The 25,055-nt window shown below is 59.2% G+C and carries 26 protein-coding genes; 15 read left to right on the top strand and 11 right to left on the bottom strand.

The features are described from left to right. Positions 1-8: 8 nt before the first annotated feature. From ACR0DT_RS12220 to ACR0DT_RS12190, 7 genes are all read right to left on the bottom strand, one after another. A complete protein-coding gene (locus tag ACR0DT_RS12220; RefSeq protein ID WP_480711002.1) occupies positions 9-1,319 on the bottom strand; it encodes a M16 family metallopeptidase in 1,311 nt (436 codons plus the stop codon). Beyond that, positions 1,316-2,656 carry a M16 family metallopeptidase gene (locus ACR0DT_RS12215; RefSeq protein ID WP_480711001.1) on the bottom strand — a complete coding sequence of 447 codons (1,341 nt, stop codon included), beginning with the start codon at positions 2,654-2,656 and terminating at the stop codon, positions 1,316-1,318. The genes ACR0DT_RS12220 and ACR0DT_RS12215 overlap by 4 nt, the downstream gene beginning before the upstream one ends. Positions 2,657-2,738: 82 nt before the next feature. Next, positions 2,739-3,257, bottom strand: coding sequence for a DUF3035 domain-containing protein (locus tag ACR0DT_RS12210; protein ID WP_480711000.1), 519 nt, complete (start codon positions 3,255-3,257; stop codon positions 2,739-2,741). Positions 3,258-3,307: 50 nt separating this feature from the next. Next, a complete protein-coding gene (lspA, locus tag ACR0DT_RS12205; protein ID WP_480710999.1) occupies positions 3,308-3,778 on the bottom strand; it encodes a signal peptidase II in 471 nt (156 codons plus the stop codon). Continuing rightward, the gene (gene purH / locus ACR0DT_RS12200) at positions 3,778-5,367 is read right to left on the bottom strand and encodes a bifunctional phosphoribosylaminoimidazolecarboxamide formyltransferase/IMP cyclohydrolase (protein WP_480710998.1); all 1,590 of its coding nucleotides are present in this window, start codon (positions 5,365-5,367) and stop codon (positions 3,778-3,780) included. The genes lspA and purH overlap by 1 nt, the downstream gene beginning before the upstream one ends. A gap of 22 nt (positions 5,368-5,389) precedes the next feature. Further along, positions 5,390-7,129, bottom strand: coding sequence for a heparinase II/III family protein (locus ACR0DT_RS12195; RefSeq protein ID WP_480710997.1), 1,740 nt, complete (start codon positions 7,127-7,129; stop codon positions 5,390-5,392). Positions 7,130-7,219: 90 nt separating this feature from the next. Beyond that, positions 7,220-8,476, bottom strand: a complete 1,257-nt coding sequence (locus tag ACR0DT_RS12190; RefSeq protein ID WP_480710996.1) for an RsmB/NOP family class I SAM-dependent RNA methyltransferase — start codon at positions 8,474-8,476, stop codon at positions 7,220-7,222. Positions 8,477-8,565: 89 nt separating this feature from the next. Between ACR0DT_RS12190 and ACR0DT_RS12185 the strand changes: the two genes are divergently transcribed. After that, positions 8,566-8,760, top strand: a complete 195-nt coding sequence (locus tag ACR0DT_RS12185) for a DUF1674 domain-containing protein (RefSeq protein ID WP_480710995.1) — start codon at positions 8,566-8,568, stop codon at positions 8,758-8,760. A 4-nt stretch (positions 8,761-8,764) separates the two neighbouring features. Here the strand turns inward: ACR0DT_RS12185 and ACR0DT_RS12180 are convergent, their stop codons facing one another. Further along, on the bottom strand, positions 8,765-9,619 hold the full coding sequence (locus ACR0DT_RS12180) for a LysR family transcriptional regulator (RefSeq protein WP_480710994.1): 855 nt from the start codon (positions 9,617-9,619) through the stop codon (positions 8,765-8,767). Between the two features lie 99 nt (positions 9,620-9,718). On the opposite strand from ACR0DT_RS12180, the gene tmpA reads away from it, so the two are divergent. The 4 genes from tmpA (at position 9,719) to ACR0DT_RS12160 (ending at position 13,071) form a co-directional block, all read left to right on the top strand. After that, the gene (gene tmpA / locus ACR0DT_RS12175; RefSeq protein ID WP_480710993.1) at positions 9,719-10,855 is read left to right on the top strand and encodes a 2-trimethylaminoethylphosphonate dioxygenase; all 1,137 of its coding nucleotides are present in this window, start codon (positions 9,719-9,721) and stop codon (positions 10,853-10,855) included. Further along, a complete protein-coding gene (tmpB, locus tag ACR0DT_RS12170) occupies positions 10,852-11,442 on the top strand; it encodes a (R)-1-hydroxy-2-trimethylaminoethylphosphonate oxygenase (RefSeq protein WP_480710992.1) in 591 nt (196 codons plus the stop codon). Before tmpA ends, tmpB begins: the two co-directional genes overlap by 4 nt. After that, positions 11,439-12,107: an ureidoglycolate lyase gene (locus ACR0DT_RS12165; protein WP_480710991.1), complete on the top strand. Its 669-nt coding sequence runs from the start codon at positions 11,439-11,441 to the stop codon at positions 12,105-12,107. Before tmpB ends, ACR0DT_RS12165 begins: the two co-directional genes overlap by 4 nt. A 106-nt stretch (positions 12,108-12,213) precedes the next feature. Beyond that, positions 12,214-13,071: a hypothetical protein gene (locus ACR0DT_RS12160; RefSeq protein ID WP_480710990.1), complete on the top strand. Its 858-nt coding sequence runs from the start codon at positions 12,214-12,216 to the stop codon at positions 13,069-13,071. 6 nt (positions 13,072-13,077) lie between these two features. Here ACR0DT_RS12160 and dapB read toward each other — a convergent pair whose 3' ends face one another. Further along, the gene (gene dapB / locus ACR0DT_RS12155; RefSeq protein ID WP_480710989.1) at positions 13,078-13,887 is read right to left on the bottom strand and encodes a 4-hydroxy-tetrahydrodipicolinate reductase; all 810 of its coding nucleotides are present in this window, start codon (positions 13,885-13,887) and stop codon (positions 13,078-13,080) included. Positions 13,888-13,979: 92 nt separating this feature from the next. Between dapB and rbfA the strand changes: the two genes are divergently transcribed. From rbfA to ACR0DT_RS12120, 7 genes are all read left to right on the top strand, one after another. Beyond that, positions 13,980-14,375 carry a 30S ribosome-binding factor RbfA gene (gene rbfA / locus ACR0DT_RS12150; RefSeq protein ID WP_480710988.1) on the top strand — a complete coding sequence of 132 codons (396 nt, stop codon included), beginning with the start codon at positions 13,980-13,982 and terminating at the stop codon, positions 14,373-14,375. Beyond that, positions 14,372-15,109, top strand: a complete 738-nt coding sequence (locus ACR0DT_RS12145) for a phosphodiester glycosidase family protein (protein ID WP_480710987.1) — start codon at positions 14,372-14,374, stop codon at positions 15,107-15,109. Before rbfA ends, ACR0DT_RS12145 begins: the two co-directional genes overlap by 4 nt. Before the next feature lie 60 nt (positions 15,110-15,169). Continuing rightward, complete coding sequence (gene truB / locus ACR0DT_RS12140; protein WP_480711030.1) at positions 15,170-16,075, top strand: tRNA pseudouridine(55) synthase TruB; 906 nt, start codon at positions 15,170-15,172, stop codon at positions 16,073-16,075. A 21-nt stretch (positions 16,076-16,096) separates the two neighbouring features. Then, a complete protein-coding gene (locus ACR0DT_RS12135) occupies positions 16,097-16,600 on the top strand; it encodes a DUF1643 domain-containing protein (protein WP_480710986.1) in 504 nt (167 codons plus the stop codon). A 94-nt stretch (positions 16,601-16,694) separates the two neighbouring features. After that, positions 16,695-17,723: a calcium-binding protein gene (locus tag ACR0DT_RS12130; protein ID WP_480710985.1), complete on the top strand. Its 1,029-nt coding sequence runs from the start codon at positions 16,695-16,697 to the stop codon at positions 17,721-17,723. A 143-nt stretch (positions 17,724-17,866) separates the two neighbouring features. Further along, entirely contained in the window at positions 17,867-18,136 is a 270-nt protein-coding gene (gene rpsO / locus ACR0DT_RS12125; protein WP_008757925.1) for a 30S ribosomal protein S15, read from the top strand. 155 nt (positions 18,137-18,291) lie between these two features. Further along, the gene (locus tag ACR0DT_RS12120) at positions 18,292-18,438 is read left to right on the top strand and encodes a hypothetical protein (RefSeq protein WP_480710984.1); all 147 of its coding nucleotides are present in this window, start codon (positions 18,292-18,294) and stop codon (positions 18,436-18,438) included. 326 nt (positions 18,439-18,764) lie between these two features. Here the strand turns inward: ACR0DT_RS12120 and ACR0DT_RS12115 are convergent, their stop codons facing one another. Beyond that, complete coding sequence (locus ACR0DT_RS12115; RefSeq protein WP_480711034.1) at positions 18,765-19,262, bottom strand: hypothetical protein; 498 nt, start codon at positions 19,260-19,262, stop codon at positions 18,765-18,767. A 63-nt stretch (positions 19,263-19,325) separates the two neighbouring features. Between ACR0DT_RS12115 and ACR0DT_RS12110 the strand changes: the two genes are divergently transcribed. Further along, a complete protein-coding gene (locus ACR0DT_RS12110; RefSeq protein ID WP_480711029.1) occupies positions 19,326-19,976 on the top strand; it encodes a Hint domain-containing protein in 651 nt (216 codons plus the stop codon). Positions 19,977-20,079: 103 nt separating this feature from the next. Here the strand turns inward: ACR0DT_RS12110 and ACR0DT_RS12105 are convergent, their stop codons facing one another. Further along, on the bottom strand, positions 20,080-21,681 hold the full coding sequence (locus ACR0DT_RS12105) for a BCCT family transporter (RefSeq protein WP_480710983.1): 1,602 nt from the start codon (positions 21,679-21,681) through the stop codon (positions 20,080-20,082). A 250-nt stretch (positions 21,682-21,931) separates the two neighbouring features. Here ACR0DT_RS12105 and ACR0DT_RS12100 point away from each other — a divergent pair, with 250 nt between their 5' ends. Continuing rightward, entirely contained in the window at positions 21,932-22,675 is a 744-nt protein-coding gene (locus tag ACR0DT_RS12100; protein ID WP_480710982.1) for a hypothetical protein, read from the top strand. 187 nt (positions 22,676-22,862) lie between these two features. Then, entirely contained in the window at positions 22,863-25,013 is a 2,151-nt protein-coding gene (gene pnp, locus ACR0DT_RS12095; RefSeq protein WP_480710981.1) for a polyribonucleotide nucleotidyltransferase, read from the top strand. The last annotated feature ends 42 nt before the right edge of the window (positions 25,014-25,055 follow it).

The following is a 25,055-nucleotide window of genomic DNA, read 5'->3' as shown; positions in this document are numbered from 1 at the left end:
CTTATTGATCAGTTTGTAGTTTCCAAACCTTCTGGTTTGCCGACAACCGTGAAATGCAGCCCCTCGGGGTCCAGCAATTCACTGGCCACACGGTTCACCTCGTCCAACGTCACCGCGTTCACCTTGTCGTTGCGGGTGGCGATATAGTCGATGGGCAGGTTCTCCATCTGCATCCCAACCATGATCCCGGCAATCGGACCATTGCCATCAAACCGCAGCGGGTAGGCACCGGTCAGATAGGTCTTGGCGTCGTCCAGCTCTTTCTGGGTCACGCCTTCAGTCGCTGCACGAGCCCATTCGTCGCGGATCACTTCCACCGCTTCTGCAATGCGGTCATTGGCCGAGGACACCGAGCCCAGGTAGACCGAGGCGAGGTCCTTGGGCACCAGATAGGTCGCGACACCATAGGTCAGACCCCGCTTTTCGCGTACCTCCTGCATCAGACGGCTTTCAAACCCGCCGCCACCCAGAATGTGGTTCAGGACAAAGGCGGCAAAGAAATCCGGATCGTCCCGGTCGATCCCCGCTTGCCCGAACAGGGCCACGGATTGCGGCGTGTCGAATTCGACCACACTGACACCGCCCGCGATGTCCACATCGGCACGGCCCGGAATCGCTTTCCCGGCTTCCGGCAGGTCCGCGAGCAGCTTGTCCAGCAGCGCGCCCAGCTCTTCGGGGGTGATGTCGCCCACCGCACCAACGTAGAGGCGGTCCTTGGCGAACACATTGTCATAGGCGGTGACCACGTCATCCCGTGTCAGGGCGGACACGCTTTCGATCGTGCCCTTCCCCTCAGTGCCGTAGGGATGATCACCATAAGCCATCTGCGCAAAGTTGCGCCCGGCAATGTCATTGGGGTCGGTCTGGTCCGAACGCAGGCCGGACAGAACTTGGGCCTTCACCCGCTCCACGGCGTCCTCATCAAATCGGGGTTCGTGGATCGTGGTGCGCAGCAGGTCGATGACCTCATCCCGGTTTTCGGTTAGAAACTGTGCGGAAATCGACACCGAGTCATCCGAGGCATTGTACCGGAACGAGGCCGCCAACGACTCCAACTCGCGCGCGTAGGTGCGGGCGTCCATGTCGCCTGCGCCTTCTTCGATCAGACCGCTCATCAGATAGATGGCCCCCCGTTTGCCGGGTTCATCCAGAGAGGTGCCGCCGCGAAAGCGCAGTTCCAGCGCGGTGAAGGGGATTGAATGATCTTCGACCAGCCATGCGGTTATACCACCGGGTGAGGTGACCTCTTCGATCTCAATCTCAGCCCAGGCGGGCAGCGCGATGACAACGGCGATCAGGGTTGCAAAAATCCGTTTCATTGCGTCACCTCATCGTCGCGCATCAGCCATCCGGTGACCGACGACTCGGGCTGCAGAACCTCACGGGCGGCGGCGATGATCTCATCCCCGGTCACGGCCTGCAGGATATCGGGCCAGGCCTGCACATCCTCGACCGTCAGGCCGCTGCTCAGGGCGCGGCCATAGCGGTTGCCGATCCCATCCACATTGTCACGTGCATAGGTCTGGGCTGCACGCAGCTGCATCTTGATCCGGTCCAGGTCTTCTTCGTTCACACCCTCGGCGATGAAATCGGCCACAGCCTGATCCATTGCATCCTCGGCCTCTTGCAGCGACACGCCCTGCGCCGGAACGACCAGCAGGTCAAAGGTCGTGTCGTCCAGCGAAACACCCCGATAGAAGGCGCCGGTATAGACGACCTTTTGCTGTTCGAATTGAAGTTTTTCGTTCAGGTAGGACGTGGTGCTGCCCCCCAACAGTTCGGCCAACAGGAACAGAGCAGCAGCTTTTTCCTGCGCACCCGCATCCCGTTCGGGTGCCAGATAGCTGCGCTGCACATAAGGCTGCGAAACACGCGCGTCCTTGAAAGTCAGACGACGTTCAGCCGACTGCGGCGGTTCTTGCGAGCGCACCCGTTCGGGTAGGTCCGGATTAGCCGGGATGACGCCGTAATACTCTTCGGCCAGTGTCTTGACCTCATCCGGTTCCACATCGCCGGTCACCACAAGAATGGCGTTATTGGGCGCATAGTGGGTCTGATAGAAGGACAGCGCGTCCTCCATATCCAGCGTCTCCATTTCGTGACGCCAGCCGATGATCGGTACGCCGTAACGATGGTTCAGATACTGCGCCGCGCTCATCTGCTCGCCAAACAGGGCGCGGGGGCTGTTTTCAGTGCGCTGGTTACGCTCCTCAAGGATCACATCCCGTTCGGTCAGAATATCCTCTTCGGACAGACGGATATTGCGCATCCGGTCCGCCTCCATCCGCATCATCAACTCCAGCCGGTCGGCGGCGACACGTTGGAAATAGGCGGTGTAATCGTATGAGGTGAACGCGTTATCATTGCCGCCATTCGCCGCAACGGTGGCGGAAAACTCACCGGGTGCCAACGTATCGGTTCCCTTGAACAACAGGTGTTCCAGAAAATGCGCCACGCCGGACGAGCCCACAGGCTCGTCCGCCGATCCGGCGCGGTACCAGACCATGTGCTGCACGACCGGGGCGCGGTGATCTTCGATCACGACGACATCCATGCCGTTATCCAGCGTGAAAGTGGTAACCGCCTCATGCCCTTCCTTGGCAAGCAAAGGGGTGGCGGCGAACAGGGCGGCAGACAATGCCAGGGCCCGAACCATGGGGCGTCCTCCGTTTCGTTTGATGGTGTTCAAACTACGGTTGTAGTGCGCAGGTTCAAGGCCGATGACGGAAAGTTAAGATTTATTCATCAGCCGGAGGAGCCGAGGGTGTCTCGATCCCGGCCCGACGCGCCGCTTCGTTCTGCCGATTAGAATCAAGCGCTTCGCGGCGGTAAACCTGTTCATAGCGGTCAATCTTGAACAAACGCAGACGAGTCAAACGGCCCTGTTTTCTGCGGAATTCGGCATCCTCAGTATCGACGACCTGACGCGTGTTGGACGGCACGCCATAGCGGCTGGACGCCGTCACCAGCGCGCCATCTGACGCAGGAATTGCCGCGTTCGGATTCAGCGCCGCTTCGCTGCCGCCCAATGCCACCACGGCATCCGCCTTGGGGTTCGGGTCGGTCAGGTTGCCTCCCCCCGGCGTGGGCGCGGGCAAGAACTGGTAATCCTTGGGCTGGGTCAGCGGTTTGACCGGCATGACCGAGAACTCATCCGGGCCGTCCCCTGGCGCCTCAAGATGACGCAAACCGATATCCGAGCACCCGGCAACCGCAAAGGCCAATGTCACAGCAAGTATGGAACGCGGCAACCGCATCAGAGTCTCCAGCCAGTTTCAGGCGCTTTTATCGCATATCACCCGGCACGTCACGAGGGCTTTTTGCCATCAAACAACACAAGTCCGAAAGCGCCAGCAAAAATGAACACGTCGGCCAGGTTGAACACAAACGGATTGTTGATGCCGCAGCAGGACATGTTCAGAAAGTCCAGAACATAGCCGTACAGCACCCGGTCCACCACATTTCCAAGCGCACCACCGATCAGCAACCCGCCGCAGAACAGCGTCAGCTTTGACGGGGTCGCGCGCATCAGCCAAATCAGCACACCGACCGACACAGCCAGCGAGATGCCAATAAGCACCCACCGGGCGGTGTCGCTGTCGCCCTGAAACAGGCCGAAATTGATGCCCCGATTCTCACCGTATTTGAACACCAGCAGTGGCGGCAGCACGTCGATATTGCCCTCGGCTACGCGCATCACGTGAACGACCAGATACTTGCTGATCTGGTCGATCGCAAACGCGGCCAGCGCGGCCCAGAGCAGAAGACGAGAGCGCATCAGTGGCGGAAGTGGCGCATGCCGGTGAAGACCATGGCCAGACCGGCCTCGTCCGCCGCTGCGATCACCTCATCATCGCGCATCGAGCCGCCGGGCTGGATGACGCAAGTGGCACCGGCTTCGGCAGCCTCCATCAACCCGTCGGGGAATGGGAAGAATGCGTCCGAAGCCACGGCAGATCCGATGGTCAGCGGCTGCGGCAAGCCCAGCGCGTCAGCCATACGTTCGGCTTTCTTCGCGGCAATCATAGCCGAGTCCAGGCGGCTCATCTGCCCCGCACCGACACCCACGGTCGCGCCATCCTTGACATAGACGATGGCGTTGGACTTAACGTGCTTGGCCACTTTCCACGCAAACAACAGGTCGCGCATCTGCTCCTCGGTCGGGGCCTTTTTGGTCACGACTTTCAGGTCATCCATGCCGACGAATCCGTTGTCCTTGTCCTGCACCAGCAAGCCACCGGCCACCTGACGCACGGTTTTGCCACCGGCGGTCACATCGGGCAGGGCTTCGGTCGTCAGCAGGCGCAGGTTCTTCTTGGCAGCAAAGATCGCTTTGGCCTCCTCCGAGGCACCGGGGGCAATCACAACCTCGGTGAAAATCCCGGTGATTTCCTGCGCGGTTTCGGCATCCAACGGCTGGTTCAGCGCCACGATACCGCCAAAGGCTGAGGTGCGATCGCAGTCGAAAGCAGCCTTGTAGGCCTCAAGCAGCGTCGCTCCCTTCGCCACACCACAAGGGTTGGCGTGCTTGATGATAGCACAGGCCGCGCCCTGTGCCGGATCGAACTCTGCCACCAACTCAAACGCGGCGTCGGTGTCGTTGATGTTGTTGTAGCTCAGTTCCTTGCCTTGGTGCTGAACGGCAGTTGCCACACCCGGACGGTTGGTTCCGTCAGCGTAGAAAGCCGCTTGTTGATGGCCGTTCTCGCCATAGCGCAAGGTCTGTTTCAACTCGCCGGCAAAAGCGCGGCGCTTTGGGGCCTCAAGCTGCAACGCGTCGGCCATCCAATTCGAAACTGCGGTGTCGTAGGCCGCGGTCCGGGCATAAGCCTTTTGCGCCAACCACTGACGGAAACCATAAGAAGTTTTGCCGTAGTTTTCTTCCAGTTGATCCAAAAGCGAGGAATAGTCCTCGACATCCACAACCACGTTTACGAAGGCGTGGTTCTTCGAGGCTGCGCGGATCATCGCCGGGCCACCGATATCAATGTTCTCGATGCACTCGTCATAGTCGGCACCTTTGGCCACCGTCGCCTCGAACGGATAGAGGTTCACAACCAGCAAGTCGATCGCACCGATGCCATGTTCATTCATCGCAGCCACGTGGCTGTCATTGTCGCGCAGGGCCAGCAGGCCACCATGCACCATCGGGTGCAGCGTCTTGACCCGGCCATCCATCATCTCGGGGAAGCCGGTGATCTCACTAACATCCTTAACCTCTAGCCCCGCATCCCGCAGCGCCTTTGCGGTGCCGCCGGTCGACAGCAGCTCAACCCCGCGCTCGGCCAGTGCCTTTCCCAGCTCGATCAATCCGGTCTTGTCGGAAACGGAAAGCAACGCGCGGCGCACGGGGTGAAGATCAGTCATGGGTCCAAAGGTCCTTTTGGCGTCAGTCAAACTCGGGCTCGTCCCGGTGCAGATCGCGCACGGCATAGGCTGTATCCTGAGCCTTACTCAGCGTCCACCGGGTGCGGGTCGCATACTCCATTGCGCGCCCAGATAGAACGATCTGTTTTGTCGCGCGGGGCTTTAATCTGCCCCTTTCGAGGTAAACGCTTGGTTCAACAGATAATTTTCCCACGCCATCATGGCGGAAAACCCAGATCTCACCACTTTTGAGCGCCATTGATACCGCCGCGCCGCCCAAATCAATGGCCGCATCCACATCGGGATGCAGGTGAAAGCGGATGTCGAACCCCACCCCATTCAACCCCGAGGCGTCCAGCGCCCGGTCAAACTGCCGCTTGGCCTTGTCGGTGGCGGTCAGCAAAATATCCTCGCCAGTCAGCTCGCGCCCGTCAAAACGCAGCTCGAAGGTGCGGGCATGGGTCAGGCCGAACACTTTGGAGTAACCGTCATGGCCAACCATAAAACGGGTGCCTTCGAATGCCTCTTCGAAATCAATCGGTACCTCTTGCGGCGCATCGACCAAAGCTTCTCTTTCACCGCCATTCCCCGCTGGTGCCAGACGCGCGCTGGAATAGCCATCCAGACACAGGGTCGAATGCGAAGGTGTCGCGCGCCCGGCCCGCCGCCATTCCGTGCCGAAACTTTCACCCGAGCCGCAGTTCACGATCAGCGGCCGACGCCCCGAGGTCAGTTCGAACGCCAAGGTCGAGGCATGAGCGTTGTAGGACGCGGTTCCTTTGGGCGGCACATTGGCATCGACGATCACGCTGGTTCGGGCCGCATAGAGCCGCGCAAACCCCATGGCCAGCCCGGTCGCGTGCTGCGGGCGGACCCCGCTTTGGGCCAGCGCCTGATCCAAGCGCCCTTCGACCCCACGCCCGCCGCCATGAAAGCGGGCCAGCGCGCCGTCGGAATGGCGCAGGCTGCGCAGGGTCGGTGCCATGCGTTTGATCGCATCGGCTTGCGCGCCTGGGGTGCCCCGCCCCTGATCGCTCAGCGCAGCCGAGGTCCAGGACAGCAGGGTAAACACCTCAAGCAGTTCCTCAGGATTGCGGGTGGAGATGCCGCCCTGCGCGTCGATCTGTCTCTCGCATTCTCTTGCCAAAGCGCGCAGGGCTGGGTCGGCCATCTTCTCAAGCCCCTTCAGCGCCAGCCCTGCCTGAACCAGACCGGCCAGAGCCTCAAACCGGGGTAGGCCCGGCGTGGCAGCGGACCAGCGTTTGGACAGAAACCAAGTTTGTTGTGCCAGCGCTCGAAAGAACACAGTGGTCTGCTTGTCGTCCATACCACGCAACAGAAAAACGGCATGATTAATCCAACGCATCACCCGTCGGCCGGTCAGATCGGGCGCCCAACCCGGCCCCTGCCCGCGGCCATGCGCGTCGATCCAACCCCACACCCAACGCTGCGCCTTTTCCCTTGCGCGCATATCTCCGACGGCGGCCAGATCATCCAGCCAGGCAAAGCCGTGACGTTCATTGTCAAATCCGTTGCTAGGCGCCGTCACGTCCCACAGGCCGGTATCCTGTGCCTCGACCAGATACCCGGCAAACAGCAGATTTCCGGCAACCAACTGCCGACCCCGGGCAAACGATCCTACAGTGCGCGGTTCAGGCTCGGAGACGAAGCCGGCAACGGCCTTGCGCCGCTGGCTGAGCCGCGCATACAGACGGTTCTGAAACCGCGTCCACCGGTTTGTCATGGTATCTGAATTCGACATGACGCTCGTTACTCTGCCTCTCGCGCTCTGCTGGCGCCTGAGACCCAACGATAGACCGGTGCGCTCGTCAAGTCATCGAAAAGCGTGACGTCAGTCGGATTTGTTAAGGCAGGCGATATAGAACCCGTCCATGCCACCGCGATCTGCCCAATAATCGGGCCGCAACCGCAGGCCGCCTTCTTCGGTGACCCAGTCTTGATCCACCCCGGGAACGTTCAGCGCGTCGCGGTCGATGCTCATGTCGGGGTACTGTTCCAGCGCTTCTTCTATCTGTACTTCGCCTTCGTCGGGCAACAAAGAACAGGTGCAATAGACCAGCCGCCCGCCGGGCTTCAGCAGGGACCAGGCATGAGCCAGCATCTGCGCCTGAAGCTCGATCAACCCGCCAAATTCCGAACCGTCCTTGGCAAAGGGCAGGTCCGGGTGGCGGCGGATGGTGCCCGTAGCCGAGCAAGGCGCGTCCAACAGGATCGCGTCATATTGGCCCTGATACTCTAGCGCGTCACCAGCGACGACCTGCGCACTTAGGCCAGTGCGTTTGAGGTTTTCACGCAAGCGCTCCAGCCGCGATTCCGAAATATCCAGAGCTGTCACGTTTGCCCCAGCAGCCGCCAGTTGCAGCGTCTTACCACCCGGCGCAGCACAGAGGTCTAGCACAGATTCCCCGGCCTTTGGCGCCAGTACGCGCGCCGGCACAGCCGCCGCAGCGTCCTGCACCCACCAGTCGCCTCGATCAAACCCCGGCAAAACCGAAACTTGCCCCGCATCCTGCACACGCGTCGACCCGGTCGGCAACGCCTCACCCGGCCCCGATGCGCCCGGTTTCAGCGAAAGATCCAGCGGTGCGCCTGCGAAATGCGCCTGTTCCATACCTGTAACGGCCTCAGGCCCCCAAGCCATTACCAGCGGCTCGCGCAGCCATTCCGGCAGGCGCGGCACCCGCATCTTGGGCCATGCGTCCGGCCCTTCGGCAGCGACCTTGCGCAGTACTGCATTCACCAACCCCTTGAGCCGACCATGCTTGCGCGACCGCCCCACAATCTCGACCATCGAGTTGACCACGCCATGCGCCGCCTCTCCCTGGCACAGCTCAACCGCGCCAAGGCGCAGGGCGTTGTGGACGGTCAGCGCAGGCGTACGGTTCAGGTGATTGTCCAGCAGACGGTCCGCCCGTTCCAGCCCGCGCAGTGTTTGCAGGGCCAGGCGTTGCGCCCGTGCGCGATCCTCGGGGGCCAACCGATCCAGCGCCCCTGCGGCCAGACATTCGGACAACAGACGCCCCTCGCCCAGGATCTGATCCAGCAGATAGATCGCGCTGCGTCGCGCCGCCGTTGCGTTGTCGGACATGGAACCGCCTTTGATTTAACACCCGCCCGCATTGCCAAGGGCGGACGCGGGCGTATATCAAGCCCGTGCACGGAAAGGAACCCGATGTCATGCCCGACACCACGAATGACGACCGCAAAGACCTGCCGCCTGCCGCCCAACGCGCCCTGGCCGAAGCAGAAGAGCGCCGCAAGAAGGCTGAGGCCGAAGCTAAGAAGTTGCCCAAGGAACTGGGCGGGCGCGACGGCCCCGACCCGGCCCGCTATGGCGATTGGGAGAAAAAGGGCATCGCGATCGACTTCTGATCAATCAAGAACGCAACGCTTTCAAAAAGTCACCGATGAGGGCGCGCTGTTTTCGGGACTTTGCCCGTTCTTCTGGCCAGGTTAGCCAATACCCGTCTCTAGTCTGCAACTCTGGCAAACCCAGCATGCGCACCCGACCTGCCTGAAGATCTTGCGTCGCCAGTGGGACGGACCCCAAAACCACACCCAGACCCTGCCGCGCAGCCGAGATCGCGTGTTCCATCGAATCAAAGCTGATCTTTGAGGGTGGCAGATCGTCTTGCCCCGCTTTGCGCGCCCATTCTCTCCACCCCGGTCGCTCACCGCGCAAGTCTATCAGAGCTGCCCCCCAGCTGACCTCGGGGGCCGCCATGGGTACCAGAACCTCATGTGCGATCAATGCCGCATCGCGCCCAGGCCACACGCCCCTGCCGTACCGGATTTGCAGCCATGTCCGCTCTTCATCCAACGACGAACGCCGTGCGACGGAATCCGTCATCACACGCACTGTGGGCTGCAATTCCTGAAATGCTGCAAGGCTGGGCAAGACCAATGCGTGAATGTTCGAAGACAGCCCGGCCACTCGCAACTCTCGCGGGGTCTTTCCAAACAGATCCTCGGTATTCCGCTCCAGCGCCTGTAAACTGTCCTGCACCAGCGGCAGATAGCTTTCGCCCTCAACCGTCAAAGATACACCGCGTGCCTCGCGCACAAAAAGAGACCGCCCCAGCCAGGATTCAAGATTACCGATCCGCTGACTGACCGCCGCCTGTGTCAGACCGAACTCGCGCGCTGCGGCTGAAAATCCGCCCAACCGACCTGCGGCCTCGAACACACGCAGCCAATCCAATGGTGGCAGGCCGATCTTTTTCTTAGTCATAAGATTTTCAAAGCCTAAGACGAAATAAGGATTAATTGTAGTAATGCCATAAGAGGCGTATTTGCTCAACCAAAGCCCGCGCCGAACAGGAGACCCCCCATGCTGCGCTCTGCCACCCACGATGCCTCGGTTGTGACCGTTGAGTTTGACACTGGATCCAAGGCCCGTTTCCACGCCATTTGGCTGCGCGACAACGCGCTGGATCCAGAAACGCGCGCACCTGGTAACGGGCAACGCCTGATCACCATCGGCGACATCCCCGCCGATCTTGCGATCAGCATCGCCGAAGTCATCAACGGCGATCTGAGCGTCACTTTCCAACCCGAAAGCAAGACCGTGACCTTCCCCGCCGCCTGGCTGGCCGACCACGTTTATGATTGCGACCGGTCCGAGGAAACAGGTCGCATCGCCCCTGGCATCACCACTTGGGAACGGGGCATTGATGCGCCTAGCGCCGATTGGAAAGAGGTCCACACCAACCCCGCCGCCAAGTGCGATTGGCTGAGCGCAGTGACCGAGTTCGGCTTTGCCAAGCTGACCGGCGGTCCGACCGAGCCGGAATCGCTGCTGAAAGTGGCAGATCTGTTCGGCTATGTCCGCGAAACCAACTATGGCCCCTACTTCGAGGTCCGGACCGAGGTGAACCCGACCAACCTTGCCTTTACTGGCCTTGGGTTGCAGGCCCACACCGACAACCCTTATCGCGATCCGGTCCCGACCCTGCAAATCCTCTATTGTTTGGAAAACAGCGCCGAGGGCGGCGACTCGATCGTCGTTGACGGCTTCCGTGCAGCCGAAAAACTGCGCGACCAGAATCCCGAAGGCTTTGCCCTGCTGGCCGGTTACCCGGCACGGTTCGAATACAAGGGCTCGGACGCGGTTTGGTTGCGCTCCCGTCGTCCGATGATCGAACTGTCACCAGATGGTGAGCTGATCGGCATCCGCTTTAACAACCGGTCTTCCGCGCCATTCGTTGACGTGCCGTTCGACCAGATGGAGGCCTATTACACCGCCTATCGCCAGCTGGGTGAGATCATCGACGATCCGGCCATGGGCGTGACCTTCAAGCTGGAACCGGGCGAAAGCTTTATCGTCGACAACACCCGCGTTTTGCATGCGCGGTTGGGCTATTCCGGTGCCGGGTCACGCTGGTTGCAGGGGTGCTATGCCGACAAGGACGGGTTGCTGTCGACGCTGGCGGCGATGGAGATGGCGCAGCCGGAGGCGGCGGAATGAAACCCGATTTCTCGACCCTGAACCGCGACAATATCGTGGCCTTCATCGGCGATATCTTCGAGCGTCGCGGTGGTGAGGAATATCTGGGCGAACCCGTCACCATGGCCGAACACATGCTGCAAGGCGCTACCATCGCCGAACAGAATGGCCAGTCCGAGGAAATCATCGTCGGCGCGTTGCTGCACGATATCGGCCATTTCACCTCCGAATTCGGCACCTATCACCCCGACGATACCGAGGACCGCCACCACGAAGATGCGGGCGCCGCGATTCTGGAGCAGTTCTTCCCTTCGGTCATCACAGATTGCTGCCGTTATCACGTGGCAGCCAAGCGGTATCTCTGCGCCACCAAGCCGGAATATTTCAGCCGCCTGTCCACCGCTTCGGTCCATACGCTGGAACTGCAGGGCGGCCCGATGAACGCCGAGGAAGTCGCGGAATTCGAGGCGAACCCGAACCTTAAGGAGATCATTCAGGTGCGTTACTTGGATGAGGCAGGCAAGCGCGCGGATATGGAAACGCCCGATTTCACCCATTTCGCGCCGATGGTGCAGCGTATGGTCGACAAGCATCTGGGGGCGGCATGAGCGCCCCCGAATATATCTTTGAGGCCAGTTCAAAGCCTTCCTTGCCCTGGCACGAGGTGCCCCTGATCCGGGCCACGGACGCATCGGTCAAAGGTTACGGCTGTCTGGTCGATGATCCGGATAGCTGCGAGATTGAGATTACCCGCTGGCCCCAGCAAGGCTGGCGTCCCATCGACGAAGGCACCGGCGACGAAGGCGGCTGGGTCGAGGGCACGTTCAAATGCGACTGGCACGGCGACGTGCTTTATGGTGAGAACGAGGCGGTCAAAGGCCACTATGTCCTTGGATGGTCCGCCGATCCGCAACAGGCACAAACCGAGCGACAAACCGCGCCCCGCAATCAGGTGCTGCTATGGCATATGAACTATCACCCGGATGGCGGACAGATGTTCTGGCCACTGGATAACAAGCCCTTCATCGTTCCCGCTGCGCTGCCCGGCGACAACCTGACTCCCGAGAAAGTGGTGGCATTTTGGTGTGACGGCTCGCAGGGTCTCTATATCCATCCCGGTATCTGGCATGAGGGGATTTTCCCAGTCGAAGACAATCAGCGTTTTCTGGACCGACAAGGCCGGGTCCATGCAAGGGTCAGCGCGGATATCGGCAAAGAATTCGGCGTCTACCTTTCCTGCCCGCTGCGCGCGGACAAGATCAAAGATTTCTGAACCAGCGCGCCACAGACCGAGTGGCGCGTTTTCAGAAACCCTTAACCCTCATCCGAAACATCTGTGATACGCTCGTGCCACGTCCAACAGGCACGGGAGATTTCAGATGGGATGGAACAGACGTAAAGTTGTCCAGCTGGGAACCGCAGCGACGGTCGGAACCTTGTTGCCACGTGTGGCATCAGCGGCGGCAGACCAGAATGAAGCGTTCGAAAAGGAATTCAGTAAAACGCTCGATAATCTGAGAAAGTCATTCTCGGGGCTTGGGTTCAACGAAGCTGCTCCGCTTTCTATCGCATCCGGGCGCGACGACTATAACGGTGGGCTGCGACACGATTTCGATCAGTCCGCGCTGCCATCGGACGGCTTTGTCATTCAACCGCTGGCGCGGGTTGCCGATGTGGATGAAAAATCGCGCGTGGATGTATTGCCGCTGTTTCATGAAGTCGGCTGTCATCCTTCGGATGCCGACGGTCAGGCCACGACGCGTCTGATGTTGCGCATTTTGACCGAAAGGTTTGACCTTGATCCCGCTCGCATTGCCTTTGTCAGCGTGCCGCAGTCCGAGGATATGCGCACGGTGTTAGACGAGATGGCTCTGCCTTTTGCCGAAAAAGTGCTGCTGCGCGATGAGGCCGAGGCCCTGGCAGCCCGCGATGCTTCGGGTTATTTCTTTCCGGACCCCTTTGGCGATGACTACATCGTGACGATGGGCGTCTATTACCGCGTTGGTGATACGGATGAACCTGCCCCCACAGCCTATCCCCCATCGGCCAACTGGACCGAGATCGGTGAGATCGTGATTGGAGGCGAGGCCGCACCCTTTGGCATTTCCATCGGGGCCGAGCGCCTTACTTATGCCCGAACCGGACAGTATCCGACTTGGGACCAACGGCAGAGAGCGCTGTTTGCAATGGCGAAACAAGAGGGCACCAACCCTCCCGGTCTGACAGCATTTCGCTAAACGGGCTTACAACCCCAGCACATCCACCATGTCATACTGACCGGGGGCCTTGCCCTGCCCCCACAGCGCCGCCTTCAGCGCGCCACGGGCAAAGATGGCGCGGTCGGTGGCCAAATGGCGCAGGACGATGCGCTCGCCGGGCGCGGCGAACAAAACGTCATGTTCACCCACGATGTCACCGCCGCGAATGGCATGAAACCCAATGTCGCCGCGTTTCCGGGCGCCAGTAATGCCATCGCGGCCCCGGTCGGACACGTCGGCCAGATTGACCCCTCGACCTTCGGCAGCCGCCTCACCCAGCATCAGCGCGGTGCCCGAGGGCGCATCGACCTTGTGGTGATGGTGCCCTTCGATGACTTCGATGTCGAAATCCTCATCCAGCGCGGCGGCAACTTTCTTGGTCAGTTGTACCAGCAGGTTGACGCCAAGGCTCATGTTCCCGGCCCGCACAATAACGGCATGGCGCGAGGCTGGCTCCAGCGCCGCGATCTGCTCTTCCGTCATGCCGGTGGTACCGATCACGTGCACGCAGCGCGCCTGCGCGGCTAACGCGGCAAATTCCAAAGTCGCCTCCGGCGCGGTGAAGTCGATGACGGCCTGCGCCTGCGCAAACGCCTCCAGCGGATCGTCGGTCACGGTGACGCCCAGCGCCTGACCACCCATCGCCTCTCCCACATCCTGACCGATCCAATCATGGCCCTTACGCTCGACCACACCCACCAGACGCGCTTGATCGCTGTCGGTGACAGTCTTGATCAGCATCTGCCCCATACGGCCCGAAGCTCCTGTGATAACGATCCCCGGAATATGGGTCATTGCGCTGGTCCTTTTTGTTTAAGTCGGCTCAAAGCCTCCTACCCCGTTCGCGCCCGCTTGGCAAAGCCCTGCTTTGGGCTTAGATCGGGGATATGGCAAAGAACAAATTCCACGATGGCCCCGGCCCGTCCCAACGACAGCTGCGTGTCGGCGAACTGATCCGTCGCACCCTGTCCGAGGTTCTGGCGCGCGGAGATGTCCACGACCCCGACCTGAACCGCATGTCTATCACCGTAGGTGAAGTGCGCACCTCGCCTGATCTGAAGATTGCCACCGCCTATGTGCTGCCCTTGGGCGGAAAGGGGCAGGAGGACGTGATCGAACTGCTCGCCCGCAACAAGGGCGAGTTGCGGCGCATGGTCGGCAAGAAGCTGAACTTGAAATTCTCGCCCGATCTGCGGTTCCGTCTGGATGATACGTTTGACCGTTTGGACGACACCCGCCGCATGTTCAGCCAGGACGCGGTGCGCCGCGATCTGGACGAGTGATCCGCACGCTGGTCACGCTGAGCGCGGTCCTTTGGGCCGCGCAAGCCTCGGCGGTCACCTGTGAAAAACTAACCCACGAGGATAAGCGGTACACCGTTTGCGAGGTGGACGCCGCCAGCGAAGACTTGCGCCTGTTTCTCAACGATGAAAACGGCGAGTTGCTGGGGCATTTCTCATCGGTGAACGAGGCGCTTGAACCCGGTGGCAAGCGTCTGGCCTTTGCAATGAACGCAGGGATGTATCACGACGACCGCTCGCCCGTTGGACACTATATCGAAGAGGGTGAAGAGGTCATGCGCGTGATCCCGAACCCTGGCCCCGGCAATTTCGGCCTGCTGCCCAATGGTGTGTTCTGCATCCGGGACGGCCGCGCCGATGTCATCGAGACTTTGGCCTTCGTCGACCAAGCCCCCGACTGCCGCTTTGCCACCCAATCTGGCCCGATGTTGGTGATCGACGGAGAGTTGCACCCACGCTTCCTGCCCGATTCGACCTCGCTTTATGTGCGCAACGGAGTAGGCACCAGCGCCGACGGTACGCGTGTGGTTTTCGCGATCTCGGACGACTACGTGACCTTCCACGAGTTCGGCAGCCTGTTCCGCAATGTGCTGAAAACACCGAATGCGCTGTTCTTCGACGGCAATATCTCTCGCATGTATGACCGGGCCAGCAACCGCTCTGACGTCGGCTTTTCGCTGGGGCCAATCGTGGGCGTGGTTGAAGACACGCCCTGAAATTGACAGCGCCTTGGCGATCCGCTAACTCGCGCGCCTCAGCAAGATTCAAGGTGCATGATGGGACGCAAACGCAAGGGTCGCGACATTTCCGGTTGGCTGGTGGTGGACAAGCCTGCGGGCATGACCTCGACCGCAGTGGTCAACAAGGTGCGATGGGCGATGGACGCCAAGAAGGCGGGTCATGCGGGCACGCTAGACCCAGAGGCAACCGGAGTTCTGGCCGTCGCTTTGGGTGAAGCGACCAAGACCGTTCCCTACATCACCGACGCTTTGAAAGCTTACACCTTCACCGTGCGTCTGGGGCAGGCCACCAACACCGACGATGCCGAGGGCGAAGTGATTGCCGAATGCGATGCGCGCCCTTCAGATGACGATATCAAACAGGCGCTGAGCCCGTTTCTGGGCGACATCATGCAGGTGCCGCCCAAATTCTCGGCTGTGAAGATCGACGGCCAGCGCGCCTATAAGCTGGCCCGCGATGGTGAGGATGTAGAACTGTCCGCCCGGCCCCTGTGGGTCGAGGAACTGATTCTGATCGACCGCCCCGACGCAGACCACGTCGTGCTGGAAATGACCTGCGGCAAGGGCGGCTATGTTCGCTCGATCGCCCGCGATCTGGGCGAGGCACTGGGCTGCCACGGCCACGTCCGGGAGCTGCGCCGCATCTGGTCCGGCCCGTTCGAAGCCGAGGACGGTTTGAGCATCGAACAGATCGACGAAATGGCCAAGACAACCGCGTTGGATGACTACCTGCACCCGCTGGAAACCGGCCTGTCGGACCTGCCCGAGCTGAAATGCACCCCCGAAGGCGCCACCCGTCTGCGCAATGGCAATCCGGGCATGGTGCTGGCCTCGGACGTGGAATATGGCGACGAGGCCTGGGCCTCACTTCACGGCAAGGCCGTGGCCGTGGGGGTCTATAAATCCGGCAAATTGCACCCCAGCCGGGTGTTCGTCGCCTGAGCCACGTGTTAGGCGAAGGGCATGATCACCCGAACGCACACCAAGGGCGACGCGCCCTCGACCGCCATTTATTCCGATTGCGAGCACTATCGCTACAGCCTGACCCGCATCTGGGACCCGGCCGGGCGCAAGGCGCTGTTCGTGATGCTGAATCCCTCGACCGCGACCGAGGTGCAGAACGACCCCACCGTCGAACGCTGTGAACGCCGCGCGCGCGCGCTGGGATTCGGAGCGTTTCAGGTGACCAACATCTTTGCCTGGCGCGACACCGACCCGCGTAAGATGCGCGCCGCCGCTGATCCTGTGGGTCCCAAGAATAACGCGGCGATTCTGGACGGCGTCGAATGGGCTGATCAGGTCATCGCCGCATGGGGCACCCATGGCGCGCATCTGGATCGTGGTCCGGCGGTTGAAACCCTACTGCGCGGCACCGGCCAGCCACTGTTTCATCTGGGGCTGACAAAGGGCGGGCACCCGAAACACCCGCTCTATATCGCCTATACCCAACAACCTGAACCTTGGTGATAAAAGGTTAACCACAAGATCAGCTTGGCTTTGACCAAGTGGTTGATCACATGAGACATTTACCCTCGGGGCATTGCGTTCACGGAGGGTTCCCATGTTTCTGATCGGATTGCTGAGCCTGGCCGCAGTTGGCGGCGCAGCCTATGCCATAAGTGACGCGTTCGTTCCCGAAGACGCACCCGAGGATGACGACAGTATTGACGATCAGCCCGATGCGGTTTCCGAGGGCAAGTTCCTTGAGATCGATGATATCGGCGAAGACGCATCCACACCTGATGAAGCCGCGGAAGATCCGGAGCCATCAACCGGAACTGTTCTGTCCGAATTCGAAGGCGATCTGGTCATTGCCGGAACCGAACAAGCAGACGTGCTGGCCGGTCAGGACGGCGATGACCAAATCAACGGATATGGTGCGGATGACACCATCGACGGTGGTGCCGGGGATGATGTACTGCATGGCGGCGGTGGGGCCGATATCGTGTCGGGGGGCGAAGGTAACGATATTCTGCACGGCGAAGATGGGGATGACCTGCTGGCCGGGGGGGAACACGATGACATGCTCTATGGTCATTTCGGCGCAGATCAACTGGAGGGCGGCGAAGGCGAAGATACCCTCTATGGTGGGCAGGACGATGACACCCTTGAAGGGGGCGAAGGCGATGATGCGCTACACGGCGGTTACGGCAATGATGTACTGGACGGTGGCGCGGGTGAGGACGTTCTGTTCGGCGGCGATGGCGACGACATCCTGACCGGCGAAGAAGAGCAAGACGAAGTCGATTTCCTGAACGGTGGCGCCGGGGATGATACGATCCTGGCAGACAGCGGCGACGTCGTTACCGGCGGTGACGGCGCGGATGAATTCATCCTCACACCCGAGGACGAGGATGAAGCGGTAACAGTGATGGATTTCCAACCCGGCCAGGACAAGCTGTTTGTGTCCTGGGACGGTCAGGAAGACCCTGACATCCAAATCGAAACCGATGCTGAAAACGAGAACCTGTCCCATGTTCTGATCGACGGGCAGAATGTGGCGCAGCTGCTGGGGGCCGAAGGGTTGACCGCTGACGACATCCAATTGATAGCAGAAGCCGATTTGGCGCAGCTGACCGCGCTGGGGTGAACCGACAGAATCCTTTTGCCATTCACCGCAAATACGCTTATACGCGCGCATCCGCATCGGAATCGGTGCGGTTTTCTCCATGGGCCTGTGCTGGACGACATCCCGGCCTGCGCCATCAACTCTAACCTTTAAAGGAGACCCCGATGTCGATTACTGCCGCTGAAAAAGCACGCGTCATGAAAGAATTCGCAACCAAGGACGGCGACACCGGTTCGCCTGAAGTCCAGGTTGCTATCCTGACCTCGCGCATCACCACCCTGACCGAGCACTTCAAGACCCACAAAAAAGACAACCACGGTCGTCGCGGTCTGCTGAAGATGGTTGCCCAGCGCCGTAAGCTGCTGGACTACCTGAAGGGCAAAGAAGAAGCACGCTATCAGGACCTGATCAAAAAGCTGGGCATCCGCCGTTAAGCTTTTACCGCGGCTTTGAGCCACGGTTTGTCCGAATTAAACGCTCGCCTTCCGGCGGGCGTTTTTTCGTTTCCAAAGGTCTGCAACGCCAACGAAATTCAATTTACCGAGTTCACTGATAGTTGCTGGCTTTCCGGTGTGATTGGAAGAAATGAGTGCCCAGTGATAACGATTTGCGTAATTTCACTTGGGACGACAGAACAGTCCCGGAAACCGCGTGCGCCAGAGGTGTCGCAACCGGTTACTCGGCCGGTATCGAAACCTTTGCCTCGCTTATGAAATACTCGCCTGTAACGCCCTGACGGGGCTCGCTGTAGACAGCCTCACTGTTTTTGATGTCAGCACTTTCGGCTCCGGCCCCAACGCTAAAAAACTCCTTCAAATAGCATGCGAGCGGCGTTTCTTCGGGGCCGAACTTTTGTCGCTTCTTACAACAGCTCGAACGGGATTTAACTGCGCTGACGCTTCACCCTGCCTGCTGGAATAAATCGAGTTGGTTGCGACTTGGCTGAGGGTTTCACATGCTGCCCTCGTATCGGTGTGCGAAGCTGCTGAAACCAAGCAGATTTTCGTCAATGTTGCGACTAATTCATCGTCAGAACACGCTTTTCCGATGCCGTAAAATGACCTAACAACCGCCTTGATTGAGCCCGCGTATGTGGATCTTGTTTCGTCGTGAAATTTGGAATTGCTTTAGAACTAAATGACAAACTTTAGCATCGCAAATGGTGACCCCGCTGATTTTACAGATACCTCCCCCGGCGGCGGTTTCGTTATCGATTTCGATACTCTGGATAATAGCTTCAGCCTTCAGATCAACGATGTCGAACTGTTTGTCGGCGGGCCTGCGGCGGCACCCAATGAGCTTCAGTTCCAAATACCCAGCACTGCTGGTCAAACGGTCCAGTTTGCCGATGGTGACAGGTATGAGATTGACACACCTGCCGTTTGGCAGCTTGGGAACACAAATGGCGAACCTGTTGTCCGACTGGAGGTAAATCCGGACGGAACCATCGCGCTGTTTGGTGTGAAGGTGAACAATGGGCCGCTGGAACCACTGGCGCTGTTCAATGGATTGACCGTAAACACCGATGCAATTGCTGCGGTTTGGAATGATAGCGGGCAAAATGAAATTGACATCAACCAGTCACAGACAGGCCCCACAAACGCAAGCGGTGAGTTTGTTGACGTGCTGTGCTTTGCGTCAGGAACCCTTATTGAAACGCTTCAGGGTCCGAGGCGGGTCGAGGACCTGCAAGTGTCAGATCAGGTTTTGACCTATGATCACGGTTATAAACCCATCCGATGGATCGGGTCACGCGCCCTCAGCAACGCAGAACTTGAAGCGCAGCCGAGACTAAGACCCATCTTGATCCGCGCCGGCGCTTTGGGAACAGGTTACCCTAAGCAGGACCTTGTCGTCTCGCCACAACATCGTGTTCTTGTGTCTTCAACGGTCGCTATGCGCATGTTTGATCGGAAGGATGTATTAATCCCGGCGCAAAAACTTCTTTCGCTGGACGGCATCGAGACATTGGAAGATTCACCAAACGGAATTGTCTATTTCCATATTCTGTTTGATGCGCATGAAATCATCTGGTCCAACGGCACGCCAACGGAAAGCCTTTTTACAGGCCCCGAAGCCCTGAAATCAGTCTCGGCAGAGGCCTGGCAAGAGATAATGGATTTGTTTCCAGCATGTTGCGATCCCCAGGTTGAGGCACCGCCGGCTCGTTATATCCCGAAAAAGGGCAAGCAGATGCGAAAGCTTGTCCAGCGACACCAGATCAACCAAAAACCTTTGTTCGGCGAATTCCCTGCTTCAAGTTCATCTACTTGATAGCAAGTCCGAGCATTCGGTGATTGGGCTCAGAGCCGACCTGTTGCACAATAAAAAAAACGCCCGCCATTCGGCGGGCGTTTCAATTGTGTCAGGGCTTACCTCACATCTTCGCTTTTTCTGATTTCAGCGCCAGCCACAGGCAGTAGCACATGATCAGAACCACCAGCGTGAATGGGATGCCGGTCGACACGGCCGCGCCTTGCAGGGCGGCGAGGCCACCTCCCAGCAGCAATGCGATGGCAACCAGACCTTCGAGCGTGCACCAGAACACGCGCTGGATGACCGGAGCGTCCATCTTGCCGCCTGCCGTGATCGTGTCGATCACCAGTGAACCCGAGTCCGACGAGGTAACAAAGAACACCACAATCAAAACCAGCGCGATGGGAGCCACGATACTGTAGAGCGGCAGCTCTTTCAGGAAGCCGAACAGCGCGCCTTCGGGGGCATAACTGTCGATCACCGTTGCGCGAACGCCTTCCGCTCCACCTGCGTTCAGCATGTCGATAGCGGCACCACCGAAGGTCGACATCCACAGGGCGCAGACTGCCGTTGGCGCCAGCAGAGCGCAGATGACGAATTCACGCACTGTGCGACCCTTGGAAATGCGGGCGATGAACATGCCCACGAAAGGCGACCATGCAATCCACCAAGCCCAGTAGAAGGTAGTCCAGCCGTGGAAGTAACTGGTATCTTCGCGCCCGAACGGGTTGGACAGCGCTGGCAGGTGCAGCACGTAATCCGTCATAACGTTGAAATACCGAGAGATGGCAGTGCCAACTCCAGTGACAACGATGACAAAAATGAACAGCCCTACGGCCATGATCATGTTGATCTCACTCAGCCGTTTGACGCCCGCGTCCATACCCATCAGGACCGAGCCCAGCGCGATCATGGTGATACCGATGATCAGCAGGACAACAACCGTCGGGCTGGATTCGATGCCGAACACCTCGTACAGCCCCGCCGCTACCTGCTGCGCGCCCAGACCTAGTGAGGTTGTCAGGCCAAACAAGGTAGCAAAGACGGCCAGCGTATCGATGAAATGGCCCCACCAGCCCCAGACACGTTCGCCCAGAATTGGGTAGAACGCAGACCGAAGTGTTAGCGGCAAGCCAAGGTTATAGCTGAAGATCGCAAGAGAAAGACCGACTGCGGCATACACCGCCCAACCTTCAAGGCCCCAATGGTGGATAGTACCTACGACGCCAGCATACTCATTGCCCGGCACCGCGATATCAATGCCCAGCGGCACGGCGTTACCGTCTTCGGCAAAGTTGTAATAGACCGGCTCCATCACGCCAAAGAACAGCAGGCCGATGCCGATACCGGCGGCGAACATCATCGCGATCCAGCCAGCATAGGAATAGTCGGGCTTGGCGTCCTTGCCGCCGATCCGGACCTTGCCCACAGGCAAGATGATTAGCACCAGACAGAACAAGGTGATCGCGTCCACGGACAGAACCAGGAACCAGTCGAACGTACTGGTCAACCAGGGCCGAAGCCAGCCAAAGAATGCGGCGGCGGCCTCTTGATTGGCCAATGCGATCAGAACGAACGCAAAGATCAGGATACTTGAGATCAAAAAGACCGGGTTGTGGATATCCAGACCGAAGGGCCGGACGTTATCCTGGCCCAACTCATATTCGGTCTCGAAATCATAGATCCGTGGATCCGGATCCAGCATTTTCTTGGTTTGAGACATTCGACTTTCCCTCAGTTTGCTGCGTGCAAACGCCAAGGTCTTCGGTCGACTGACGGATATGAGTGTGTAACCCCCTTGGCGCGCTTCCGTCTTTTCAACCGCGGGTTCAGTGGTAACATCCTATACCGGCATCGAAATTTCACAAAACCCATTCATCACTCAGAATGTTAGCGCTTGATAATGGAGGCGGAACTGCGGCATTCGAAGTCTCTGCAAACTACAGCGCCTATCAAAACAAAGAGTAACTTTCTTGACCGCCGCCTATCGTGCCAGCGTCGCTGTGGCTTTTATTTCGAATAACCCGCCCCATGTGCATCGATGCGCCTCTTTCAAAAGAGTTCTCAAGGGGTTAATCATTCCTCAAAAATCTAGATTTAGGCATTCCAACCAGTCGCCCCCGAATTACTCCATCCAATATTTAGCCAAATTGAGAACTTTTATGCGTGTCCTGCTCTATTTAGCGATGATGCTACTAACAGCCTGCACCGCTGATTTGCTTTCCCCCGCAGCACTATCGTCCAAAGTCGCTCAGGCTTCGACTTCAAAATTGTGCGCTGCCTATTTTCAACCCCGCACTACGTCCCGTGGTAAACTCATGATTGAAGCGGAACTGGCGGGACGCAGGGTGAACCAATGTGTTCTGGGCAACTACGGTCAACACAGCCTGTCGACCTTAGGAGAGACTGTATATACTAGGCCTACTTCAACCGATTTGATGACAGGTCTGGATAGCTACGATTGTAGTGACTTTCCAAACGGTGCAGCAGCCCAGAAGTTTTTTCTAGCCTCTGGGGGGCCAATCACTGACCCTCATAACCTTGATGGCGATGGCGACGGCCTAGTCTGCGAGCGGGGCGCGCAGATCCGAAAGGTGTCTACTTATCGTCGACCTGCGCCAGCTGTCAGGCGATCCTATTCCAAGTGTTATACAGGCCCGCGCGGCGGAACCTATACGATCACAGCAGGCGGCAACAAGAACTACGGCGGCCGCTAAGCCGCGCGTTTCCCACAGCCTTATCCCTTCCCTTTGGGCGCGATCTCATGTATGCGCGCGATATCTGAGACGTTGTGCCCTGACCTCGGCACTCAGACGAAAGTTTAAAATGGGGTCGGCGGCAATGGGGCCGCCATGCAAACGGGAGACCCGGAGGGCCGGGAGTGCTCCCATCTAGGATACGCATATGTTTGATGTAACGAAGAAATCAATGCAGTGGGGCGAAGAGACGCTGACACTGGAAACCGGCAAGGTTGCCCGTCAGGCCGACGGCAGCGTGATTGCCACGCTGGGCGAAACCAGCGTCATGGCAAACGTGACCTTTGCACGGGCGCAAAAACCCGGTCAGGACTTTTTCCCGCTGACCGTTCACTACCAAGAAAAATACTATGCCGCCGGTAAGGTTCCGGGTGGCTTCTTCAAGCGCGAGGCGCGCCCAACCGAGAAAGAGACGCTGACCGCGCGTCTGATCGACCGTCCGATCCGCCCGCTGTTCGTTGACGGCTTCAAGAACGAAGTTCTGGTGATGTGCACCGTGCTGTCCCACGATCTGGTCAACGACCCCGACATCGTTGCGATGATCGCTGCGTCGGCCGCGCTGACGATTTCCGGCGCACCGTTCCGTGGCCCGATCGCCGGTGCCCGTGTTGGTTTCGAGGATGGTGAATACGTTCTGAACCCAACGGTCGATGACATGCAGGACCTGCGCCTGAACCCTGAGCAGCGTTTGGATCTGGTTGTCGCCGGCACCAAAGACGCCGTGATGATGGTGGAATCCGAGGCTTACGAGCTGTCAGAGGCAGAAATGCTGGGCGCCGTGAACTTTGCGCATGAGCAGATTCAGCCGGTTATCGACCTGATCATCTCGCTGGCCGAAGAAGCCGCGAAAGAGCCGTTCGACTTCCAGGCACCGGATTACTCCGAGCTGTCCGCTGCCGTTAAGGCCGCCGGTGAAGAGCAGATGCGCGCCGCCTTCGCAATCACCGACAAGCAAGAGCGTACCGCTGCTGTTGCTGCCGCGCGCGAGGCGATCAAGGAAGCGTTGACCGAAGAGCAGCTGGAAGACGGCAACCTCGGTTCTGCGATGAAAAAGCTGGAAGCAGGCATTCTGCGCGGCGACGTCGTCAAGGGCGGCAAGCGGATCGACGGTCGTTCGACCACCGATATCCGTTCGATCGTTGCAGAAACCTCGATGCTGCCGCGGACCCATGGTTCGGCCCTGTTCACCCGTGGTGAAACGCAGGCGCTGGCCGTGACCACGCTGGGCACAGGCGACGATGAGCAGTTCATCGACGCGCTGCACGGCAACTTCAAATCGAATTTCCTGCTGCACTACAACTTCCCCCCCTATTCGGTTGGTGAAGTTGGCCGCGTTGGTGGCCCCGGCCGTCGTGAGATCGGCCACGGCAAGCTGGCATGGCGCGCCCTGCAGGCGGTTCTGCCTGCGGCGACCGACTTCCCCTACACGATCCGTATCGTGTCGGAGATCACCGAATCCAACGGCTCGTCCTCGATGGCGTCGGTTTGCGGCGGTTCCCTGTCGATGATGGATGCAGGCGTTCCGCTGAAAGCACCGGTTGCCGGTGTGGCCATGGGGCTGATCCTGGAAGATGACGGCGAATACGCCATCCTGTCGGACATTCTGGGTGACGAAGACCACCTGGGCGACATGGACTTCAAAGTGGCTGGTACTGAAAACGGTATCACCTCGCTGCAGATGGACATCAAGGTTGCGGGCATCACACCCGAGATCATGGAGAAAGCCCTAGCGCAAGCCAAGGACGGCCGGATGCACATCCTGGGTGAGATGGGCAAAGCCCTGTCCGAGACCAACGAATTCTCGGTCCACGCGCCGCGCATCGAGACCATGAACATCCCAACCGACAAAATCCGCGAAGTGATCGGCTCGGGCGGTAAGGTCATCCGAGAGATCGTAGAAACCTCGGGTGCGAAGGTTGACATCAACGACGACGGTGTCATCAAGATCGCCTCGCCCGATGGTGAATCGATCAAGAAGGCCTACGACATGATCTATTCGATCGTGGCAGAGCCGGAAGAGGGTCAGATCTACACCGGTAAAGTGGTCAAAATCGTCGACTTCGGCGCATTTGTGAACTTCTTTGGCAAGCGCGACGGTCTGGTCCACGTGTCCCAGATCGAAAACCGCCGACTGAACCATCCGTCGGATGTTCTGAAAGAAGGTCAGGAAGTAAAGGTCAAGCTGCTGGGCTTTGACGATCGCGGCAAGGTACGCCTGTCGATGAAAGTGGTCGATCAGGAAACCGGTGAAGAGATCGTTCCCGAGAAGAAAGAAAAGAAAGAGGAAAGCGCAGAGTAATCTGCCCTTCTCTTTCAAAACAGGAAAGACCCCGGTTTCAGC

It is taken from the genome of Ruegeria sp. BI11 (assembly GCF_056538005.1).
The sequence above is the reverse complement of the archived record's forward strand: the minus strand, read 5'-3'. Positions and strand labels throughout refer to the sequence as shown.

What these genes read in the sequence shown, in the direction of transcription:
- ACR0DT_RS12220 (WP_480711002.1), bottom strand. Translation starts at nt 1,319, where the DNA reads ATGAAACGGATTTTTGCAACCCTGATCGCCGTTGTCATCGCGCTGCCC.
- ACR0DT_RS12215 (WP_480711001.1), bottom strand. Translation starts at nt 2,656, where the DNA reads ATGGTTCGGGCCCTGGCATTGTCTGCCGCCCTGTTCGCCGCCACCCCT.
- ACR0DT_RS12210 (WP_480711000.1), bottom strand. Translation starts at nt 3,257, where the DNA reads ATGCGGTTGCCGCGTTCCATACTTGCTGTGACATTGGCCTTTGCGGTT.
- lspA (WP_480710999.1), bottom strand. Translation starts at nt 3,778, where the DNA reads ATGCGCTCTCGTCTTCTGCTCTGGGCCGCGCTGGCCGCGTTTGCGATC.
- purH (WP_480710998.1), bottom strand. Translation starts at nt 5,367, where the DNA reads ATGACTGATCTTCACCCCGTGCGCCGCGCGTTGCTTTCCGTTTCCGAC.
- ACR0DT_RS12195 (WP_480710997.1), bottom strand. Translation starts at nt 7,129, where the DNA reads ATGTCGAATTCAGATACCATGACAAACCGGTGGACGCGGTTTCAGAAC.
- ACR0DT_RS12190 (WP_480710996.1), bottom strand. Translation starts at nt 8,476, where the DNA reads ATGTCCGACAACGCAACGGCGGCGCGACGCAGCGCGATCTATCTGCTG.
- ACR0DT_RS12185 (WP_480710995.1), top strand. Translation starts at nt 8,566, where the DNA reads ATGCCCGACACCACGAATGACGACCGCAAAGACCTGCCGCCTGCCGCC.
- ACR0DT_RS12180 (WP_480710994.1), bottom strand. Translation starts at nt 9,619, where the DNA reads ATGACTAAGAAAAAGATCGGCCTGCCACCATTGGATTGGCTGCGTGTG.
- tmpA (WP_480710993.1), top strand. Translation starts at nt 9,719, where the DNA reads ATGCTGCGCTCTGCCACCCACGATGCCTCGGTTGTGACCGTTGAGTTT.
- tmpB (WP_480710992.1), top strand. Translation starts at nt 10,852, where the DNA reads ATGAAACCCGATTTCTCGACCCTGAACCGCGACAATATCGTGGCCTTC.
- ACR0DT_RS12165 (WP_480710991.1), top strand. Translation starts at nt 11,439, where the DNA reads ATGAGCGCCCCCGAATATATCTTTGAGGCCAGTTCAAAGCCTTCCTTG.
- ACR0DT_RS12160 (WP_480710990.1), top strand. Translation starts at nt 12,214, where the DNA reads ATGGGATGGAACAGACGTAAAGTTGTCCAGCTGGGAACCGCAGCGACG.
- dapB (WP_480710989.1), bottom strand. Translation starts at nt 13,887, where the DNA reads ATGACCCATATTCCGGGGATCGTTATCACAGGAGCTTCGGGCCGTATG.
- rbfA (WP_480710988.1), top strand. Translation starts at nt 13,980, where the DNA reads ATGGCAAAGAACAAATTCCACGATGGCCCCGGCCCGTCCCAACGACAG.
- truB (WP_480711030.1), top strand. Translation starts at nt 15,170, where the DNA reads ATGGGACGCAAACGCAAGGGTCGCGACATTTCCGGTTGGCTGGTGGTG.
- ACR0DT_RS12135 (WP_480710986.1), top strand. Translation starts at nt 16,097, where the DNA reads ATGATCACCCGAACGCACACCAAGGGCGACGCGCCCTCGACCGCCATT.
- ACR0DT_RS12130 (WP_480710985.1), top strand. Translation starts at nt 16,695, where the DNA reads ATGTTTCTGATCGGATTGCTGAGCCTGGCCGCAGTTGGCGGCGCAGCC.
- rpsO (WP_008757925.1), top strand. Translation starts at nt 17,867, where the DNA reads ATGTCGATTACTGCCGCTGAAAAAGCACGCGTCATGAAAGAATTCGCA.
- ACR0DT_RS12105 (WP_480710983.1), bottom strand. Translation starts at nt 21,681, where the DNA reads ATGTCTCAAACCAAGAAAATGCTGGATCCGGATCCACGGATCTATGAT.
- pnp (WP_480710981.1), top strand. Translation starts at nt 22,863, where the DNA reads ATGTTTGATGTAACGAAGAAATCAATGCAGTGGGGCGAAGAGACGCTG.